The sequence below is a fragment of the Stenotrophomonas sp. UBA7606 genome (assembly GCF_002477705.1).
In the GTDB taxonomy this organism is placed as follows: Bacteria; Pseudomonadota; Gammaproteobacteria; order Xanthomonadales; family Xanthomonadaceae; genus Stenotrophomonas.
The window spans coordinates 1-13,812 of record NZ_DLJW01000120.1 but is presented as its reverse complement, the minus strand read 5'-3'; the positions used below and the strand labels follow the sequence as shown (position 1 = coordinate 13,812).

General features: G+C 65.1%; 12 protein-coding genes and 1 pseudogene. 7 read left to right on the top strand and 6 right to left on the bottom strand.

All coding sequences use genetic code 11. The features are described from left to right. The first annotated feature begins 137 nt into the window (after positions 1-137). Positions 138-1,358 (top strand): annotated as a pseudogene (locus tag B2527_RS15690) (ISL3 family transposase). Positions 1,359-1,416: 58 nt separating this feature from the next. Here B2527_RS15690 and B2527_RS15685 read toward each other — a convergent pair. Together B2527_RS15685 and B2527_RS15680 are read right to left on the bottom strand one after the other, a co-directional pair. After that, positions 1,417-2,547: a PilT/PilU family type 4a pilus ATPase gene (locus B2527_RS15685; RefSeq protein WP_293715680.1), complete on the bottom strand. Its 1,131-nt coding sequence runs from the start codon at positions 2,545-2,547 to the stop codon at positions 1,417-1,419. Between the two features lie 128 nt (positions 2,548-2,675). Beyond that, positions 2,676-3,713: a type IV pilus twitching motility protein PilT gene (locus tag B2527_RS15680; RefSeq protein ID WP_293715678.1), complete on the bottom strand. Its 1,038-nt coding sequence runs from the start codon at positions 3,711-3,713 to the stop codon at positions 2,676-2,678. 96 nt (positions 3,714-3,809) lie between these two features. Between B2527_RS15680 and B2527_RS15675 the strand changes: the two genes are divergently transcribed. The 5 genes from B2527_RS15675 to B2527_RS15655 all read left to right on the top strand — a co-directional run bounded on the left by B2527_RS15675 (position 3,810) and on the right by B2527_RS15655 (position 7,953). Next, positions 3,810-4,472, top strand: coding sequence for a YggS family pyridoxal phosphate-dependent enzyme (locus B2527_RS15675; protein ID WP_293715684.1), 663 nt, complete (start codon positions 3,810-3,812; stop codon positions 4,470-4,472). Between the two features lie 19 nt (positions 4,473-4,491). Further along, positions 4,492-5,337 (top strand): pyrroline-5-carboxylate reductase, encoded by an 846-nt coding sequence (gene proC / locus B2527_RS15670; RefSeq protein WP_293715676.1) that lies wholly within the window; start codon positions 4,492-4,494, stop codon positions 5,335-5,337. A gap of 24 nt (positions 5,338-5,361) precedes the next feature. Further along, positions 5,362-5,820: a DUF4426 domain-containing protein gene (locus tag B2527_RS15665; protein ID WP_293715674.1), complete on the top strand. Its 459-nt coding sequence runs from the start codon at positions 5,362-5,364 to the stop codon at positions 5,818-5,820. A 269-nt stretch (positions 5,821-6,089) separates the two neighbouring features. Beyond that, a complete protein-coding gene (locus B2527_RS15660) occupies positions 6,090-7,469 on the top strand; it encodes an ATP-binding cassette domain-containing protein (protein WP_293715672.1) in 1,380 nt (459 codons plus the stop codon). Between the two features lie 76 nt (positions 7,470-7,545). Further along, on the top strand, positions 7,546-7,953 hold the full coding sequence (locus B2527_RS15655) for a hypothetical protein (RefSeq protein ID WP_293715671.1): 408 nt from the start codon (positions 7,546-7,548) through the stop codon (positions 7,951-7,953). A gap of 70 nt (positions 7,954-8,023) precedes the next feature. On the opposite strand, the gene soxR is transcribed toward B2527_RS15655, so the two are convergent. Further along, positions 8,024-8,458 carry a redox-sensitive transcriptional activator SoxR gene (gene soxR, locus B2527_RS15650; RefSeq protein ID WP_293715669.1) on the bottom strand — a complete coding sequence of 145 codons (435 nt, stop codon included), beginning with the start codon at positions 8,456-8,458 and terminating at the stop codon, positions 8,024-8,026. Positions 8,459-8,532: 74 nt separating this feature from the next. Here soxR and B2527_RS15645 point away from each other — a divergent pair, with 74 nt between their 5' ends. Then, positions 8,533-9,894, top strand: a complete 1,362-nt coding sequence (locus B2527_RS15645) for an MFS transporter (protein ID WP_293715682.1) — start codon at positions 8,533-8,535, stop codon at positions 9,892-9,894. Positions 9,895-9,935: 41 nt separating this feature from the next. On the opposite strand, the gene B2527_RS15640 is transcribed toward B2527_RS15645, so the two are convergent. The 3 genes from B2527_RS15640 to B2527_RS15630 all read right to left on the bottom strand — a co-directional run. Further along, positions 9,936-11,897, bottom strand: a complete 1,962-nt coding sequence (locus B2527_RS15640) for a lipase family alpha/beta hydrolase (RefSeq protein WP_293715667.1) — start codon at positions 11,895-11,897, stop codon at positions 9,936-9,938. Then, entirely contained in the window at positions 11,894-12,862 is a 969-nt protein-coding gene (locus tag B2527_RS15635; RefSeq protein ID WP_414717111.1) for a DUF4105 domain-containing protein, read from the bottom strand. Before B2527_RS15635 ends, B2527_RS15640 begins: the two co-directional genes overlap by 4 nt. Positions 12,863-13,369: 507 nt before the next feature. Further along, positions 13,370-13,812, bottom strand: a 443-nt coding sequence (locus B2527_RS15630) for a hypothetical protein (protein ID WP_293715654.1), incomplete at its 5' end; no start/stop codon positions are given.

The window sequence follows — 13,812 nt, the reverse complement described above, 5'->3', positions numbered from 1 at the left end:
CCTTGCCCTTGCCCTTGCCCCTGCCCCTGCCCCTGCCCTTGCCCACAACAAAAAAAGGTTCATCGCGGATTAGCGTGGAGCCTCGGCTGACCAGCAGTACCCTTTAGTCCTGATTTCCTAGGCTCAAGGGTGCGGCCATGCTGGACCGGAAGACGATCGAGAAGCTTGGTGGCTGGGAGGGCTATCGGGTGGAGCGTGTGACGTGGCCTGAGGATGGCAGCCGTACCGTCACGATCTACCTCAAGCCATCTGCGCGGGTGATGCATTGCGAGCACTGCGGCAGCCGATGTCGGCAGGTGCATGAGACGACGGTGCGCCGGGTGCGGGACCTACCGATGATGGCGCTTCGCGTAGCACTGGTGGTTCCCCGGCGTAGGGTCTGGTGCGATCAATGCGGTGGTCCGCGGCTGGAGAAGCTGAGCTGGCTGGGGCGCTATCAGCGAGTCACCGACCGGCTGGCTGAGGCGGTCAATCAATTGCTGGGTTCCAGCAATATTCTGGCGGTCGCCCGCTTCTTCCAGCTCGGGTGGCATACGGTCAAATCACTGGATAAAGCCTTGCTGCGGCAAACCGTCCAGCCGCCGGATTGGAGCCAGGTCCACTATTTGGCGATGGACGAGTTCGCGCTGCATAAGGGCCATCGCTACGCGACCGTCGTTGTCGACCCAATAAGTCGTCAGGTGTTGTGGATAGGCAACGGCCGCTCCCGCGAGACTGCGGCGGCCTTCTTCAAGCAGCTGCCCGCCGGTATTGCCGAGCAGATCCGCGCCGTGGCAATCGATATGACGACGGCCTATGAATTGGAGATCAGGGCCAACTGCCCAAGCGCCGAGATCGTTTTCGACTTGTTCCATGTGGTGGCCAAGTACGGCCGCGAAGTCATCGACCGGGTTCGTGTCGATCAGGCCAACAAGCTGCGGCACGATAAACCGGCCCGCCGAGTAATCAAGTCCAGTCGCTGGCTGCTACTGCGCAACCGCAAGAACCTGGATCGGGAGCAAGCGGTGCAGCTGAGCGAGCTGCTCGAGGCGAATCAACCGCTGCTCACCACCTACCTCATGCGTGATGAGCTGAAGCGATTGTGGTTCTACCGCCGACAGGGATGGGCCAAACAGGCATGGGGGCGTTGGCTCGAACAAGCCCAAGGCTGCGGAATCGCCGCCCTGGCCCTGTTCGCACAGCGCCTCAGGCCCTATCTACACGGGATCCTGTCTCGCTGCCGACACCCGCTCAACACCAGCATCGTCGAAGGCATCAACAACACAATCAAGGTCATCAAGCGCTGAGCCTACGGATACAGGGATCAGGAATACTTCTTCCTGAAGATCCGCGCAGCCTTCCCCGGTATTCCGCGATGAACCCAAAAAAAGCCGCTCCCAGGGAGCGGCTTTTCAAACCACCAAGGGCGGCCAGGACTCAGCGCACCTCGGCAATCTCCACGCCATCCAGACCCTGCGACAAGGTCTTGGCATCACCACCCTGCGACAGCTTGATGCGCAGGCGTACTTCGTTCTGCGAGTCGGCGTAACGCAAGGCGTCGTCGTAGCTGATCTCGCCCGCCTGGTACAGCTCGAACAGGCTCTGGTCGAAGGTCTTCATGCCCAGCTGCACCGAGTCCTTCATCACTTCCTTGAGCTTGTGGATCTCGCCATCGCGAATGTAGTCCTGCACCAGCGGCGTACCCAGCAGGATTTCCATCGCCACGCGGCGGCCCTTGCCGTCCGGGGTCGGCACCAGCTGCTGTGCCACCACGCCCTTCAGGTTCAACGACAGGTCCATCAGCAGCTGGTTGCGGCGGTCCTCCGGGAAGAAGTTGATGATGCGGTCCATTGCCTGGTTGGCGTTGTTGGCGTGCAGCGTGGCCAGCACCAGGTGACCGGTTTCAGCAAAGGCAACCGCGTGGTCCATGCCCTCGCGGGTACGGATTTCGCCGATCATGATCACGTCCGGCGCCTGGCGCAGGGTGTTCTTCAGCGCCGCTTCCCAGCTGTCGGTATCGATGCCCACTTCACGCTGGGTGACGATGCAGCCTTCGTGCTTGTGCACGAATTCGATCGGGTCCTCGATGGTGATGATGTGGCCGGTCGAGTTCTGGTTGCGGTAACCGATCATCGCCGCCAACGAGGTCGACTTGCCGGTGCCGGTGGCGCCGACGAACAGGATGATGCCGCGCTTGGTCATGGCCAGCGTCTTGATCACCGGCGGCAAGCTCAGCTCTTCCACGGTGGGGATGCGCGTCTCGATGCGGCGCAGCACCATGCCCACCTGGTTGCGCTGGTAGAAACAGCTGACACGGAAACGGCCCACGCCCGACACGCCGATGGCGAAGTTGCACTCGTGGTTTTTTTCAAATTCCTCACGCTGCGCCGGCGTCATCACGTTGAGCACCATGTCGCGGCTCTGCTGCGCGGTCAGGGGCGTCTGCGTGATCGGCGCGATCTTGCCGTTGACCTTCATCGACGGCGCCATGCCGGCGGTGATGAACAGGTCCGAGGCCTTCTGGTGCGCCATCAGCTTGAGGAACGAGGTGAAATCGATGGTACTCATGGGATGCTCCCTCGGAGCCAGGAATGGGGAATCGCAAATAGGGAATCGTCAAAGCCGGCGATCTGGGAACGGAGTCGGGAACTGCCACGGCTGTACCGACTCCCGACTCTCCATTCCCACTTCGCTGCTTACTCGAACAGACGCTTGTCCTTGGCGTATTCCTTGGCCTGGTTGCGGGTGATCAGGCTGCGCTTGACCAGGTCCTGCAGGTTCTGGTCCAGCGTCTGCATGCCCACCTGCTGGCCGGTCTGGATGGACGAGTACATCTGCGCCACCTTGTCCTCGCGGATCAGGTTACGAATGGCCGGCGTGGCCACCATGATTTCGTGCGAGGCGATACGGCCGCCACCCACCTTCTTCAGCAGCGCCTGCGAGATCACCGCTCGCAGCGACTCGGACAACATCGAGCGCACCATCGGCTTCTCACCGGCCGGGAACACGTCGATGATGCGGTCGATGGTCTTGGCCGCCGAACTGGTATGCAGGGTGCCGAACACCAGGTGGCCGGTTTCCGCCGCGGTCAGTGCCAGGCGGATGGTTTCCAGGTCACGCAATTCGCCGACCAGGATGATGTCCGGGTCTTCACGCAGTGCCGAACGCAGTGCTTCGTTGAAGCCGTGGGTGTCACGGTGCACTTCGCGCTGGTTGATCAGGCATTTCTGCGAGGTATGCACGAATTCGATCGGATCCTCGACGGTGAGGATGTGGCCGTATTCGTTCTTGTTGATGTGGTCGATCATCGCCGCCAGCGTGGTCGACTTGCCCGAGCCGGTCGGGCCGGTAACCAGGATCAGGCCCTGCGGCTGCTCGATCAGCTGGCGGAAGATCGGCGGGCAGCCCAGGTCTTCCAGCGTCAGCACTTCCGAGGGAATGGTACGGAACACCGCACCGGCGCCGCGGTTCTGGTTGAAGGCGTTGACACGGAAGCGCGCCAGCGAGGGAATCTCGAACGAGAAGTCGACCTCGAGGAACTCTTCGTAATCGCGGCGTTGCTTGTCCGACATGATGTCGTAGACCAGCGCATGCACCTGCTTGTGGTCCAGCGCCGGGATGTTGATGCGGCGCACATCGCCGTCCACACGGATCATCGGCGGCAAGCCGGCCGAAAGGTGGAGGTCGGAGGCCTTGTTCTTGACCGAGAAGGCCAGAAGTTCTGCGATATCCATACGTCGCTGTGTCCCCTGCGTTGCGAGTATCTGGAAGGTGTTTCCCCTGACGGGCAGTATAGCCTTCCCGTGTAGGAGGTAGATGCTTTGCAAACCGTGCCTTTGGCCACACTCCAGCAGCAGATTGCCGCAGCCGCCGGCCCCACCCGCAACGTGCGCCTGCTGGCCGTCTCCAAGCTGCAGCCGGCCAGCGCCGTGGCCGCCCTGGCCGCCCAGGGCCAGCAGGCCTTCGGCGAGAACTATGTGCAGGAAGCCGCGGCCAAGATCGCCGAACTGGCGGCATTGGGGCTGGAATGGCACCTGATCGGCCACCTGCAGTCCAACAAGGCCGAGTTGGCCGCGCAGGTCTTCGACTGGGTGCAGACGCTGGACCGGCCCAAGCTGGTCAGCGCACTGGCCCAGCACCGGCCGGCCGCGCGCGGCGCGCTCAACGTGCTGATCCAGGTCAACATCGACGACGAGGACAGCAAACATGGTTGCCAGCCCGATGAAATCCCGGCCCTGGCCGCCGCCATCGCCGCCCAACCGCAGCTGCGCCTGCGCGGGCTGATGGCCATCCCGGCGCCCTTCCCCGACGCCGCGCGGCGGCTGTCCGCGCTGGCGCGGATGAAGGCCTTGTTCGACACACTGGCGGCCACGCACCCGCAGGCCGATACACTGTCCATGGGCATGAGCGCGGATTTTGCCGAGGCCATTGCCGCCGGCTCGACCATGGTCCGCGTCGGCAGCGCCCTGTTCGGGCCGCGCCCCACCCCCTGATTGCGACCGAGGCCTGAAGATGAGCAACACCCCGCACACCGATCTGCCCGACACCGATATCGCCTTCATCGGCGGCGGCAACATGGCCCGCAGCCTGATTGCCGGCCTGGTCCGGCGCGGCATGCCGGCCGCACGCCTGCACGTGGCCGAGCCGGTGGCCGCGTTGCGTGAAGCCCTGCAGCAGGACTTCGCGGTCAACACTTACGACCATGCCGACCAGGCCGCCGCCAAGGCCGGACTGTGGTTGATGGCGGTCAAGCCACAGGTGATGCGCGAGGTCTGCGCCACCCTGGCCACGGCCGCAGCCGCGCAGCAACCGGTGGTGGTGTCCATTGCCGCCGGCATCACCGCTGGCCAGCTGGAACGTTGGCTGGGCGGCAACCAGGCGGTGGTCCGTGCCATGCCCAATACCCCGGCCCTGCTCGGTGCCGGTGTCACCGGCCTGTTTGCCAATGCCCGTGTCAGCCCCGCCCAGCGCGCGCAGGCCGACCAGGTGCTGAGCAGCGCCGGACGCACGGTGTGGATCGACGACGAAGCACAGATGGATGCGGTGACCGCGGTTTCCGGCAGCGGCCCGGCCTATGTATTCCTGCTGGCCGAGGCGATGGAAGCGGCCGCGCTGGCGCAGGGCCTGCCGGCCGAGGCCGCACGCACCCTGGTGCTGGACACGGTACTGGGTGCCGCCCGCATGCTGACCGAAGCCGGTGAAGCGCCGGCCGAACTGCGCCGCCGCGTGACCTCGCCCAATGGCACCACCCAGGCCGCGATCGAGACCTTCCAGGCCGGTGGCTTCGAAGCCCTCACCGCACATGCCATTGCCGCCGCCGCCCGCCGCGGTGGCGAACTGTCCGCCGCCAACGACTGAGTCATCCATACCCGGGAGCCCTGCATGCCACGCCTGCCAACGCTGTTGTCGATTGCCCTGATCGCACTGGCCGGCTGCTCGGCCCAGGAAACCCCGCGCAAGGCCGAGCCCGTACAGGCCCAGCCCGGCTACACCGACCTGGGCGGCCTGCGGGTGCACTACAACCTGCTGCCCACCCTGGCCATGAACGACGCCGTGGCCCGCAGCTACGGCGTGCAACGGCAAGCCGATCGCGCCTTGCTGGTGGTGGCGCTGCGGCAACTGCGCGATGGCGATGAACTGCCGGGCGATGGCACGGTGCTGGCCAGCGCCACCGACCTGTCCGGCAAGCGCCAGCAGGTTGCGCTGCGTGCGGTGCGCACCGGTGACTACACCGACCTGATCGGCGAGCTGGATGCCCATGCACGCGACCAGCTGCGGATCGACCTGCAGGTAAGCAGCGCCAGCGGCGCGGGCAACGTGCGATTCCAGCGAAATTTCTGAATCACCCCCTAATCGGAATAGGCGAACTGTTTCACGCCTGCGCTCCCTGCAAAGCACGGTGACGCGCCGCCGCGCCGGTGTGTTTTTCCCCATCGAATCAATCAGCTAGTGCAATGCCTGGGGCCACTGGCACACAACCTGTCTGTTCGCCAGAGAGGACTGGTATCAGCACAAGGTCAAATTGACATGGCCTTCACGCCAACCATACTGGCGCCCTCTTCAGTTTCCGCCTGCGCTGCAACCTTGGGGGCCGCGCCGGCCAAGACGTCATGACCTCCCCTGTACTTACCGCAGTTCCTCCGCTGCTGCAGCTGCAAGGCTGGGGCATGAGCCGTGGCCGCCGCACGGTGCTGGCCAGCATCGACCTGCAGTTGGACGGCCCCGGCTGCGTCGTGCTGATGGGCCCGGCCGGCACCGGCAAATCCAGCCTGTTGCAGGCGCTGTCCGGCCAGCACAACGCACATGGCGAACGCTGGGGCCAGTTGCTCTATCAAGGCAAGGCACTGGAAGCGGCCAGTTTGCCCCCGGCTCTGGTACAGCAGCAACCGCGCGACCTGGGCTTCAGCGTGCTGGAAAACCTCAGCGCCGCGCTGCGCCAACATGCGGGCAACAGCCAGGCCACGCTGCGCGAGCAGGTGGAACAACGACTGCAGGCACTGCACGCCGACGGCCTGCTGGAGCGGCTGCAACAACGCCTGATCGATCTGCCGCGCGCACTCGCCCGCCAGCTCGCAATCGTGCGTGCCGCCTTCAGCGGCAGCCCGCTGCTGCTGATCGACGAGCCCACCAGCGAGCTTGAAGCCGCCGACGCCGAGCCGGTACTGGCGCTGATCCAGCGCCTGGCCGAACAGCACAGCTGCCTGGTCACCCTGCATCACCAAGGCCAGGCCCGGCGCCTTGCCTCGCGCATCGTGCTGCTGGCCGGCGGCCAGGTACAGGTGGACGCAAGCACCAACGACTTCTTTGCCAACCCCACGCAGCACCCGGTGCTGGCGCAGTTCCTGCGCACCGGCAGCTGCCATGTTCCGGCGCCGGATGCGCGCGCCGAAGAACTGGCCGACGGCGTCACCGCACCGGTGCTGCCTGCGCAGGCTGCCGAACCGGCCAACAGCGCCGAGCAGCCCGGCCAACGCACAGCACCATCGCCGGTAAGCCTGGCGGCAACGCCCTCACGGCGCGGCCCCAACGGCTTCCATTGGCTGGTGCCGGGCAAGCTGGCCGGGTGCCCGATGCCGGGCGTGGTGTTCGCCCCCGACCATGACCTGGCGCTGCTGCGCGGCATGGGCGTCACCGTGCTGGTCAACCTGACCGAACGCGAGACACCGGCCGAACTGCTGGCCCCGCACGGGTTGCGCAGCTACCACCTGGGCATCGTCGACCGCGGCGCACCGCCGTTGCTATGGGCCAAGCTGCTGCTGGCCAAGATCGAGGTGATGCTGCGCGAAGGCGAAGTGGTCGCCGTGCATTGCCTGGCCGGGCTGGGCCGCACCGGCATGGTGCTGGCCGCCTGGCTGGTGCGCGAAGGCCTCACCGCCGAGGAAGCACTGCGACGCCTGCGCACCATCGAGCCGGGCTTCGTGCAATCCAAGGAGCAGGAAGACCTGCTGCACGCGCTGGAAGAAAACCTGCTCATCCGCGCCTGCGATTGATCCCCCCGTCTACTCGCCAGCAGGCCGCATAGCGGCCTGCTGGGCCTTGCCTTTCCCCTCCCCCAAGGAACCCCTGATGTCACTGGACAGTACCCTGCAGCAATCCGTTGCCTCCATTCCCGAATGCGTGGCCGCCGGCTACGTCGATATCAGCTCCGGCATGCTCCTGTCGGTACGCACCGTGGATTCGCACCCACGCGAAGTGCTGGACCTGGTGGCTGCCGCCACCGCCGACCTGTACCAGGGCCCGAACATCCGCAGCATCGAGCAGATGTTCCGCCGCGCCCGCGGCCTGCAGGAGCAGGAAGGCGCGCACTACTTCCAGGAGATCATCGTCAACAGCGAAAACCTGATCCACATCTTCATGCGCGGCAAGCGCTACCCGGATTACGTGATGGTGTTCGTCTGCCGCCGCACCGCCAATCTGGGCATGGCGTTGACCAAATCGCGCCTGGCTTTGCCGGGTATCGAAGCCGAAATCTGATTGCAGGGGCCACACACGCTGGCCCGCCTTTCTGCTGCCGGTGCACCCAAAGGTGGCCGGCAGCTTTGTACTAAGCCACCCGCTGCGGCCCCTCGCCCTGCTGGCCCAGCACGTCCTGCGGGTTCAACAGCCCGCAGCGCTTGAGCGACAGACAGCCGCAACCGATGCAATCGCTGAGCTGGTCACGCATGAACTGCAGTGTCGCGATGCGCTCATCCAGCTCCTTGCGCCAGCGCGCCGACATCCGCGCCCAATCGGCCCTGCTCGGTGCCCGCCCCGCCGGCAGTTCGGCCAGTCGTTCGGCCACCACCTGCAGCGGTATGCCCACCTGCTGCGCAGCCTGTACCAACGCCAGCCGGCGCAGCACATCGCTCTGGTAACGCCGTTGGTTGCCGGCCGTACGCTGGCTCTGGATCAGGCCCTTGCGCTCGTAGAAGTGCAAGGCCGATACCGCAATGCCGCTGCGGCGCGCCACTTCCCCTACACTCAGTTCGCGCGTGGACATCACTTGACCTCAACCATGATTGAGGTGTGATGCTGCCCGCCCTCCCGCAGCAACTCAAGCAACAGCGCCGCACGATGCGTTCCACCCACAACACAGCTGCCACGCCGGCAGCCAATTCCATCCTCTCTCCCCACTACCGTGCCACCACCGTGGGCATGGTGGCGCTGATCTCCCTGATTGCCTTTGAAGCGCTGGCCGTGGCCGCCGCCATGCCCAGCGTGGCGCAGGCCTTGGACGGGCTGCGCCTGTACGCACTGGCCTTCGGCGGCGCACTGGCCACCAGCGTCATCGGCATGACCGTGGCCGGCCGCCTGTGCGACCAGCAAGGCCCGGCAAAGCCCTTGTGGCTGGGCCTGGGCAGCTTCCTGATCGGCCTGCTGCTGGCCGGGCTGGCACCGCGCATGGAGGTGCTGATTGCCGGCCGCCTGTTGCAGGGCATCGGCATCGGCGCGATCTCGGTGTCGCTGTATGTGCTTGTCGCCCGCACGTATCCGGAGGCACTGCGGCCGAAGGTATTCGCCGCGTTCTCGGCCGGCTGGGTGGTGCCTTCGCTGATCGGCCCGGGCCTGAGTGGACTGATCGTGCAGCACCTGAGCTGGCGCTGGGTGTTCCTGATCGTGCCGCTACTGGCCTTGCCGGCGGCCTGGTTGCTGCTGCCGGCGCTGCGCAGTACACAAACCAACATCCACCGCGATCTCGAGCAGCGGCCGGTGGTGCGCTGGGCAATAGGCACGGCGCTGGCCGCGCTGTTGCTGTATGTCGGCGGACAGCTGCAAGGTGCGCAGGCGGTGGCGGTGATGACGGCGGCGGTGATTGCACTGATCTTCTGTGCGCGTCATCTGCTGCCCGGCGGCACGTTGCTGCTGCGCCGCGGCCTGCCCAGCGTAATTGCCTTGCGCGGCATTGCCGCCTCGGCCTTCTTCGGCTGCGAAGCCTTCCTGCCGCTGTTGCTGCAACGCGAGCGCGAGCTGTCGCCGCTATGGGCCGGCGCTGCGCTCAGCCTGGGCGCGCTGGGGTGGTTCTCCGGCTCGTGGATGCAGGGCCACCAGCGTTTCGGCTGGAGCCGCCACGCCATGTTGCAGACTGGCACCTGGCTGATGTTGATCGGCCTATTGGTGACCGCACTGACCCTGTACCCCGCCGTGCCCTTGGCCTTGGCTCTGGCCGGCTGGTCGATCACCGGCTTGGGCATGGGCCTGATCTATCCCAGCCTGTCGGTGCTGACCCTGTCCTTGTCAGCCCCCCACGAGCAGGGCGCCAACAGCTCGGCCCTGCAGCTGAGCGAGGGCATTGCCGTCGCCTCGACGCTGGCGATCTCCGGCTCGCTGTTTGCCGCGCTGGTAGCCGGCAATGAATCCACCGGCTACCTGCTGTGTTTCGTGGTGACGCTGCTGCTGGCTGCCCTGGCAACCGTGGTGGGCCGCCGCCTCAGCTGAGTGCGTGGCTGCGGGGCCGCCCTGCACGGCCCGGCGGCAACTCAATGCTTGCTGTCCACGCCTTCGACTTCGTGCAGGTCCTGGCGCAGGATGCGGCGCACTTCCAGCACCGCCTCCGGCGTCTCCTGCACGCTGTGGCCGGACACGATGACCTTCTCCGACAAGGCGCCATCCAGGTGCGCACTCCAGTACGGCACCAGGCCATCGTCCGACTCCGGCGTGGGCACCTCGGCTTTGCGCTTGGCGATGATGGAGTGGTACTTCAGGCCTGGCACGATCGGCAGCGCCGAGGACGCCTTGATGAAGGGATCGCTGGCCTTGAGGTTCTCGATGCTGTTGGTGATGACCGGTTCCTTGGGTTTCTTGCCGTCGGTCTCGCCGGGGTCCTGCAAGGCCATGAAGGCATCGCCGAACGCGCCGAGGATGGTCAGCGGCAAGCGCACCAGCCTGCCGATCAGACGCCCCAGCCGGTTGCCTGCCGCATCCGTCCCCTTGTGCGGTGAGGCCAGGAAGATCGCCCGCTCCACGTTCGGCTGCGGGGTGAAGTGCAGCACCGGGCCAAGCTTGGCCTCGACCCGCGCCAGCCGCTCACCCTGCAGGTTGTAGCGCTCGCGCAGGTTGTTCCACAGCACCTCGCCCGAGTCACTGAGCATCAGCCGCGCGATTACCCCGCCCATGCTGTGGCCGATGAACACCATGTCATGCGATGCCGGTGCGGTCCCATTCGGATCAAAGTGGCGCAGCGTGCCGTTGAAGGCCTTGCTGATGGTGTAGCGATTCAGCGCGATGGGGGCATTGGTTGGGTAATAGACCGACCACACCTGGTAGTGCTCGCGCATCTCCTCGTCACCCATGATCTCGTTGGCCAGGTTCACCCAGGCCTCCGGGCTGCTGGCCAGGCCGTGCAGCATGAAGATGATGCGCTTGTTCGGATCGTAGGGCTGCATCAGGTAGATATGCGGCTCACGGATGCCCTCGCCACGGCCAAACAAGGTGCGCAGTGATTCGGTGGCAAAGCCCGATTGCGCCAGCCACAGACCATAGGCAGCGGTGAAGTTGGCCGCCAGCGGCACTTCCTGCCCACGGATCTGGATGCTGGACTGGTCGGGCGAATAGGCCTGCAGCTGCACATCACGGCTTGCCAGTATTTCCTCCAGCGTATTGCCGCTGAAGTTCAGTACAGCGGTCACGTTGATGGCCGGCATCTCGCTGTAGACCGGCAGATCCTGCTCGCGCTCCTCCACTTCCACCGCCTGCGCCAGCGCCGGTGCCTCCATCATGGCCACCAGCTCGGCGCCAAAGCCGTCGCGGCGATAGGAACTGCGCAGGCCGGCGAAACTCACCGACGAAGCGGCCACCAGCTGCTTGGGCACCCCCTGCAGCTTGAGTTCATCGAACTCGGCACGGATGGTCCAATCGTCCACCTGCACCGGCCGGTTGATGTCTTCCCCTTCCAGCGCCCGCGCGCGGGTGCGCTGGAACACCACCGAGGCAGCCTGCTCGGTGGCGTAGTTGTAGTAGTCGCGCACCTGGGTAAGCCGGTCTTCCAGGGCGCGCTCGGCGGGGCTGCGTCCGCTGAAGAACAGGTACAGATAGGAATAACGGGCGGTTTCCAGCCAGGCGTTCAAGGCCGCCGGCGGCAGCTCGATGGGTTCGTTGCCCTTGGCCTTGGGCGTGAGCGCCAGCGCCTGCTGCATCCACAGCTCGGCCAGCGTGGACAGGCGCTGCTCGGACTGCAGGCCATCATTGCTGGCCACCGTCTGCCGGCAGGCGGGCAGGTCCTTGCTGCAATCACTTTCGGTCAAGCCAATGACCGACAGCGACTCCTGCGACAAGGCACTGAGCTTTCCGGTACTGAGGATGTCGCCACGTTTCTGCATTACATAGTCGGTATTGCTCACCGACTTCATCTTCACCATCGCGCAACCGCTGGAAAGCAGCAGCGCCAATACCGCGACTACCGGCAACAGCCGGCGTATCCATGTCTGCGGGGTGTGGGTCATGGGTCAGTTCCTGGGGCGGGGATGCCGGGCACGCCAGCGCGTATCCGGGAAGAGAAATCAGCGACATCACCTGCATCACGGGCACGCTGGGTGATGCGCCCGGCTTGCCGCAACTGGGCCAACGGCATCCCCGGGGTGAGCCCGCCGACATCCTCGGCATACTCTGCCAAATAGCCGGAGGCCAGCAAGCGGTAATCCAGCGGCAGCTTGGGCTGGATGCGGCGCATCAGCTCAAACACCACCGTGGTGCAATTGCTGGTGAGCGTGTTGTAGAAACGCGGCGCCTGCTCCAACTGCTGCGCGCGGTCCACGTAGAAATGCAGCAGCTCGCGCATCTTGTCCGGGCTCAGCCCATGCAGGCGGTACAGATAGACATCCTCGCCACGCACATTGCTGCGCGTGAGCACGATATCGCGCTCATCGGAGGCCACCAGCACCGACTCGAACTTGCGAAAGAAGCCGCCCAGCGCCGAGAACGACTCGCCGCGCTCCTTGCGGATCTCCAGCGAGAACACCAGTTGGCGACCATCGGCAAAGCCGAACGACACCAGCGTGTGGGCAATGGCCGGGCCCATCCAGTAGGACAGGATCATATCCACCGACTGCACCTGCGACAGGTCGTATTCCCGCTGCTCCCAGCGCACGTCGTAGTCGGTTTCGGTACGCCAATGGAAATTGCGCACGTTGTCGATCAGCAAGCGATTGCCCTCGATGCGCGCGTGCAGCGGCTGCGCCACATCGTCGGCCCAGACCCGGTCCTGCTTCGGCGTGATGGTCGCCCACCAGATCAGCATCACCGCGAACAGCCCGCCAAACACCGCCAACGAGTGCCAGCGCCGCACCGGCCCAAAGCCGGCCCGCACCGCCCAGATGCTGGGCACACACCACACCAGCACGGCGACCACCTTGGTCACCACGTTGCCGGGGAACTGGTACCACAGCGCAAACCCGCCCCAGATCCCCATGCCCAGGCACACCAATGCCAACAGGACCCGACCGACGCCACGCAGCACACTGACCAGACGTCGCTTCCCAACATTTGCCACTTCACTCTCCTGAAAGACCCAACGGCCCCGGCAGCGCGGAACGCGCCAAACCGGCCTCAGCCGCCCAAAATGAATGGGTCGCCAGCGACCCGCGGCAAAGATAGCCTGCCGGGCGCGGAAAGCGGAGTGAAACCGCAAGAAAGCCGGTCCAAACGACCTGCCGTTCACCTGCAGGCAGGGCACGACCACGAACAACGGCAAACCGAGCCTGGCCCTGAAACAAGCGCGCCCCATCCAAGGCCACCGGCAGCCACGTAGCCCGGCTAAGCGCAGCGCACCCGGGGCAATCCGCGAGCAACCTGAAACACATGGAGATCCCAACCTCCCGGGTGCGCTGCGCTTACCCGGGCTACGCAACGGTCCAAAGCGACCAATAGCCATCAAGCCTTACAGCCCGCCCACAGAACAGGCAGGCACCACGGGCAATCAGTGAATATTCGGCCCCTGCGTTCCGCTCTCCAACCAAGCCTCCACCTGTGGCAACAACGCCACCACCGAAGCCGCCAGTTGGTCGTAACGGCTTTGCTCACTGCCGAAAGCCTTGAAAGAAAACCCACGGAAGTCCCTGTGCTGCTCGGTATCGATCAAGCGCTTCCTAAGCAGCGGATCGGTCTCGAACACTCTCTTCGGCACTTCCCCCGAGTCAGGATCAACCCAGTTCGCCGGAATGCGACTGAACTCCAGGATGAAGCTGCCACCATACGTCCAATACTGGATCGACAGGAAGTCGCGATACGCGTCGCTGGAACGAACGAAGTTTGCTACGCCGTTACCGCCGAAGCCGCGTTGGCGCAGCGCTGGCAGCAATATCTTCTTTATGGAACTGGCCATCAGTTGGCCGGGAGTCTTCACGCAGTCGCATCCCTTCA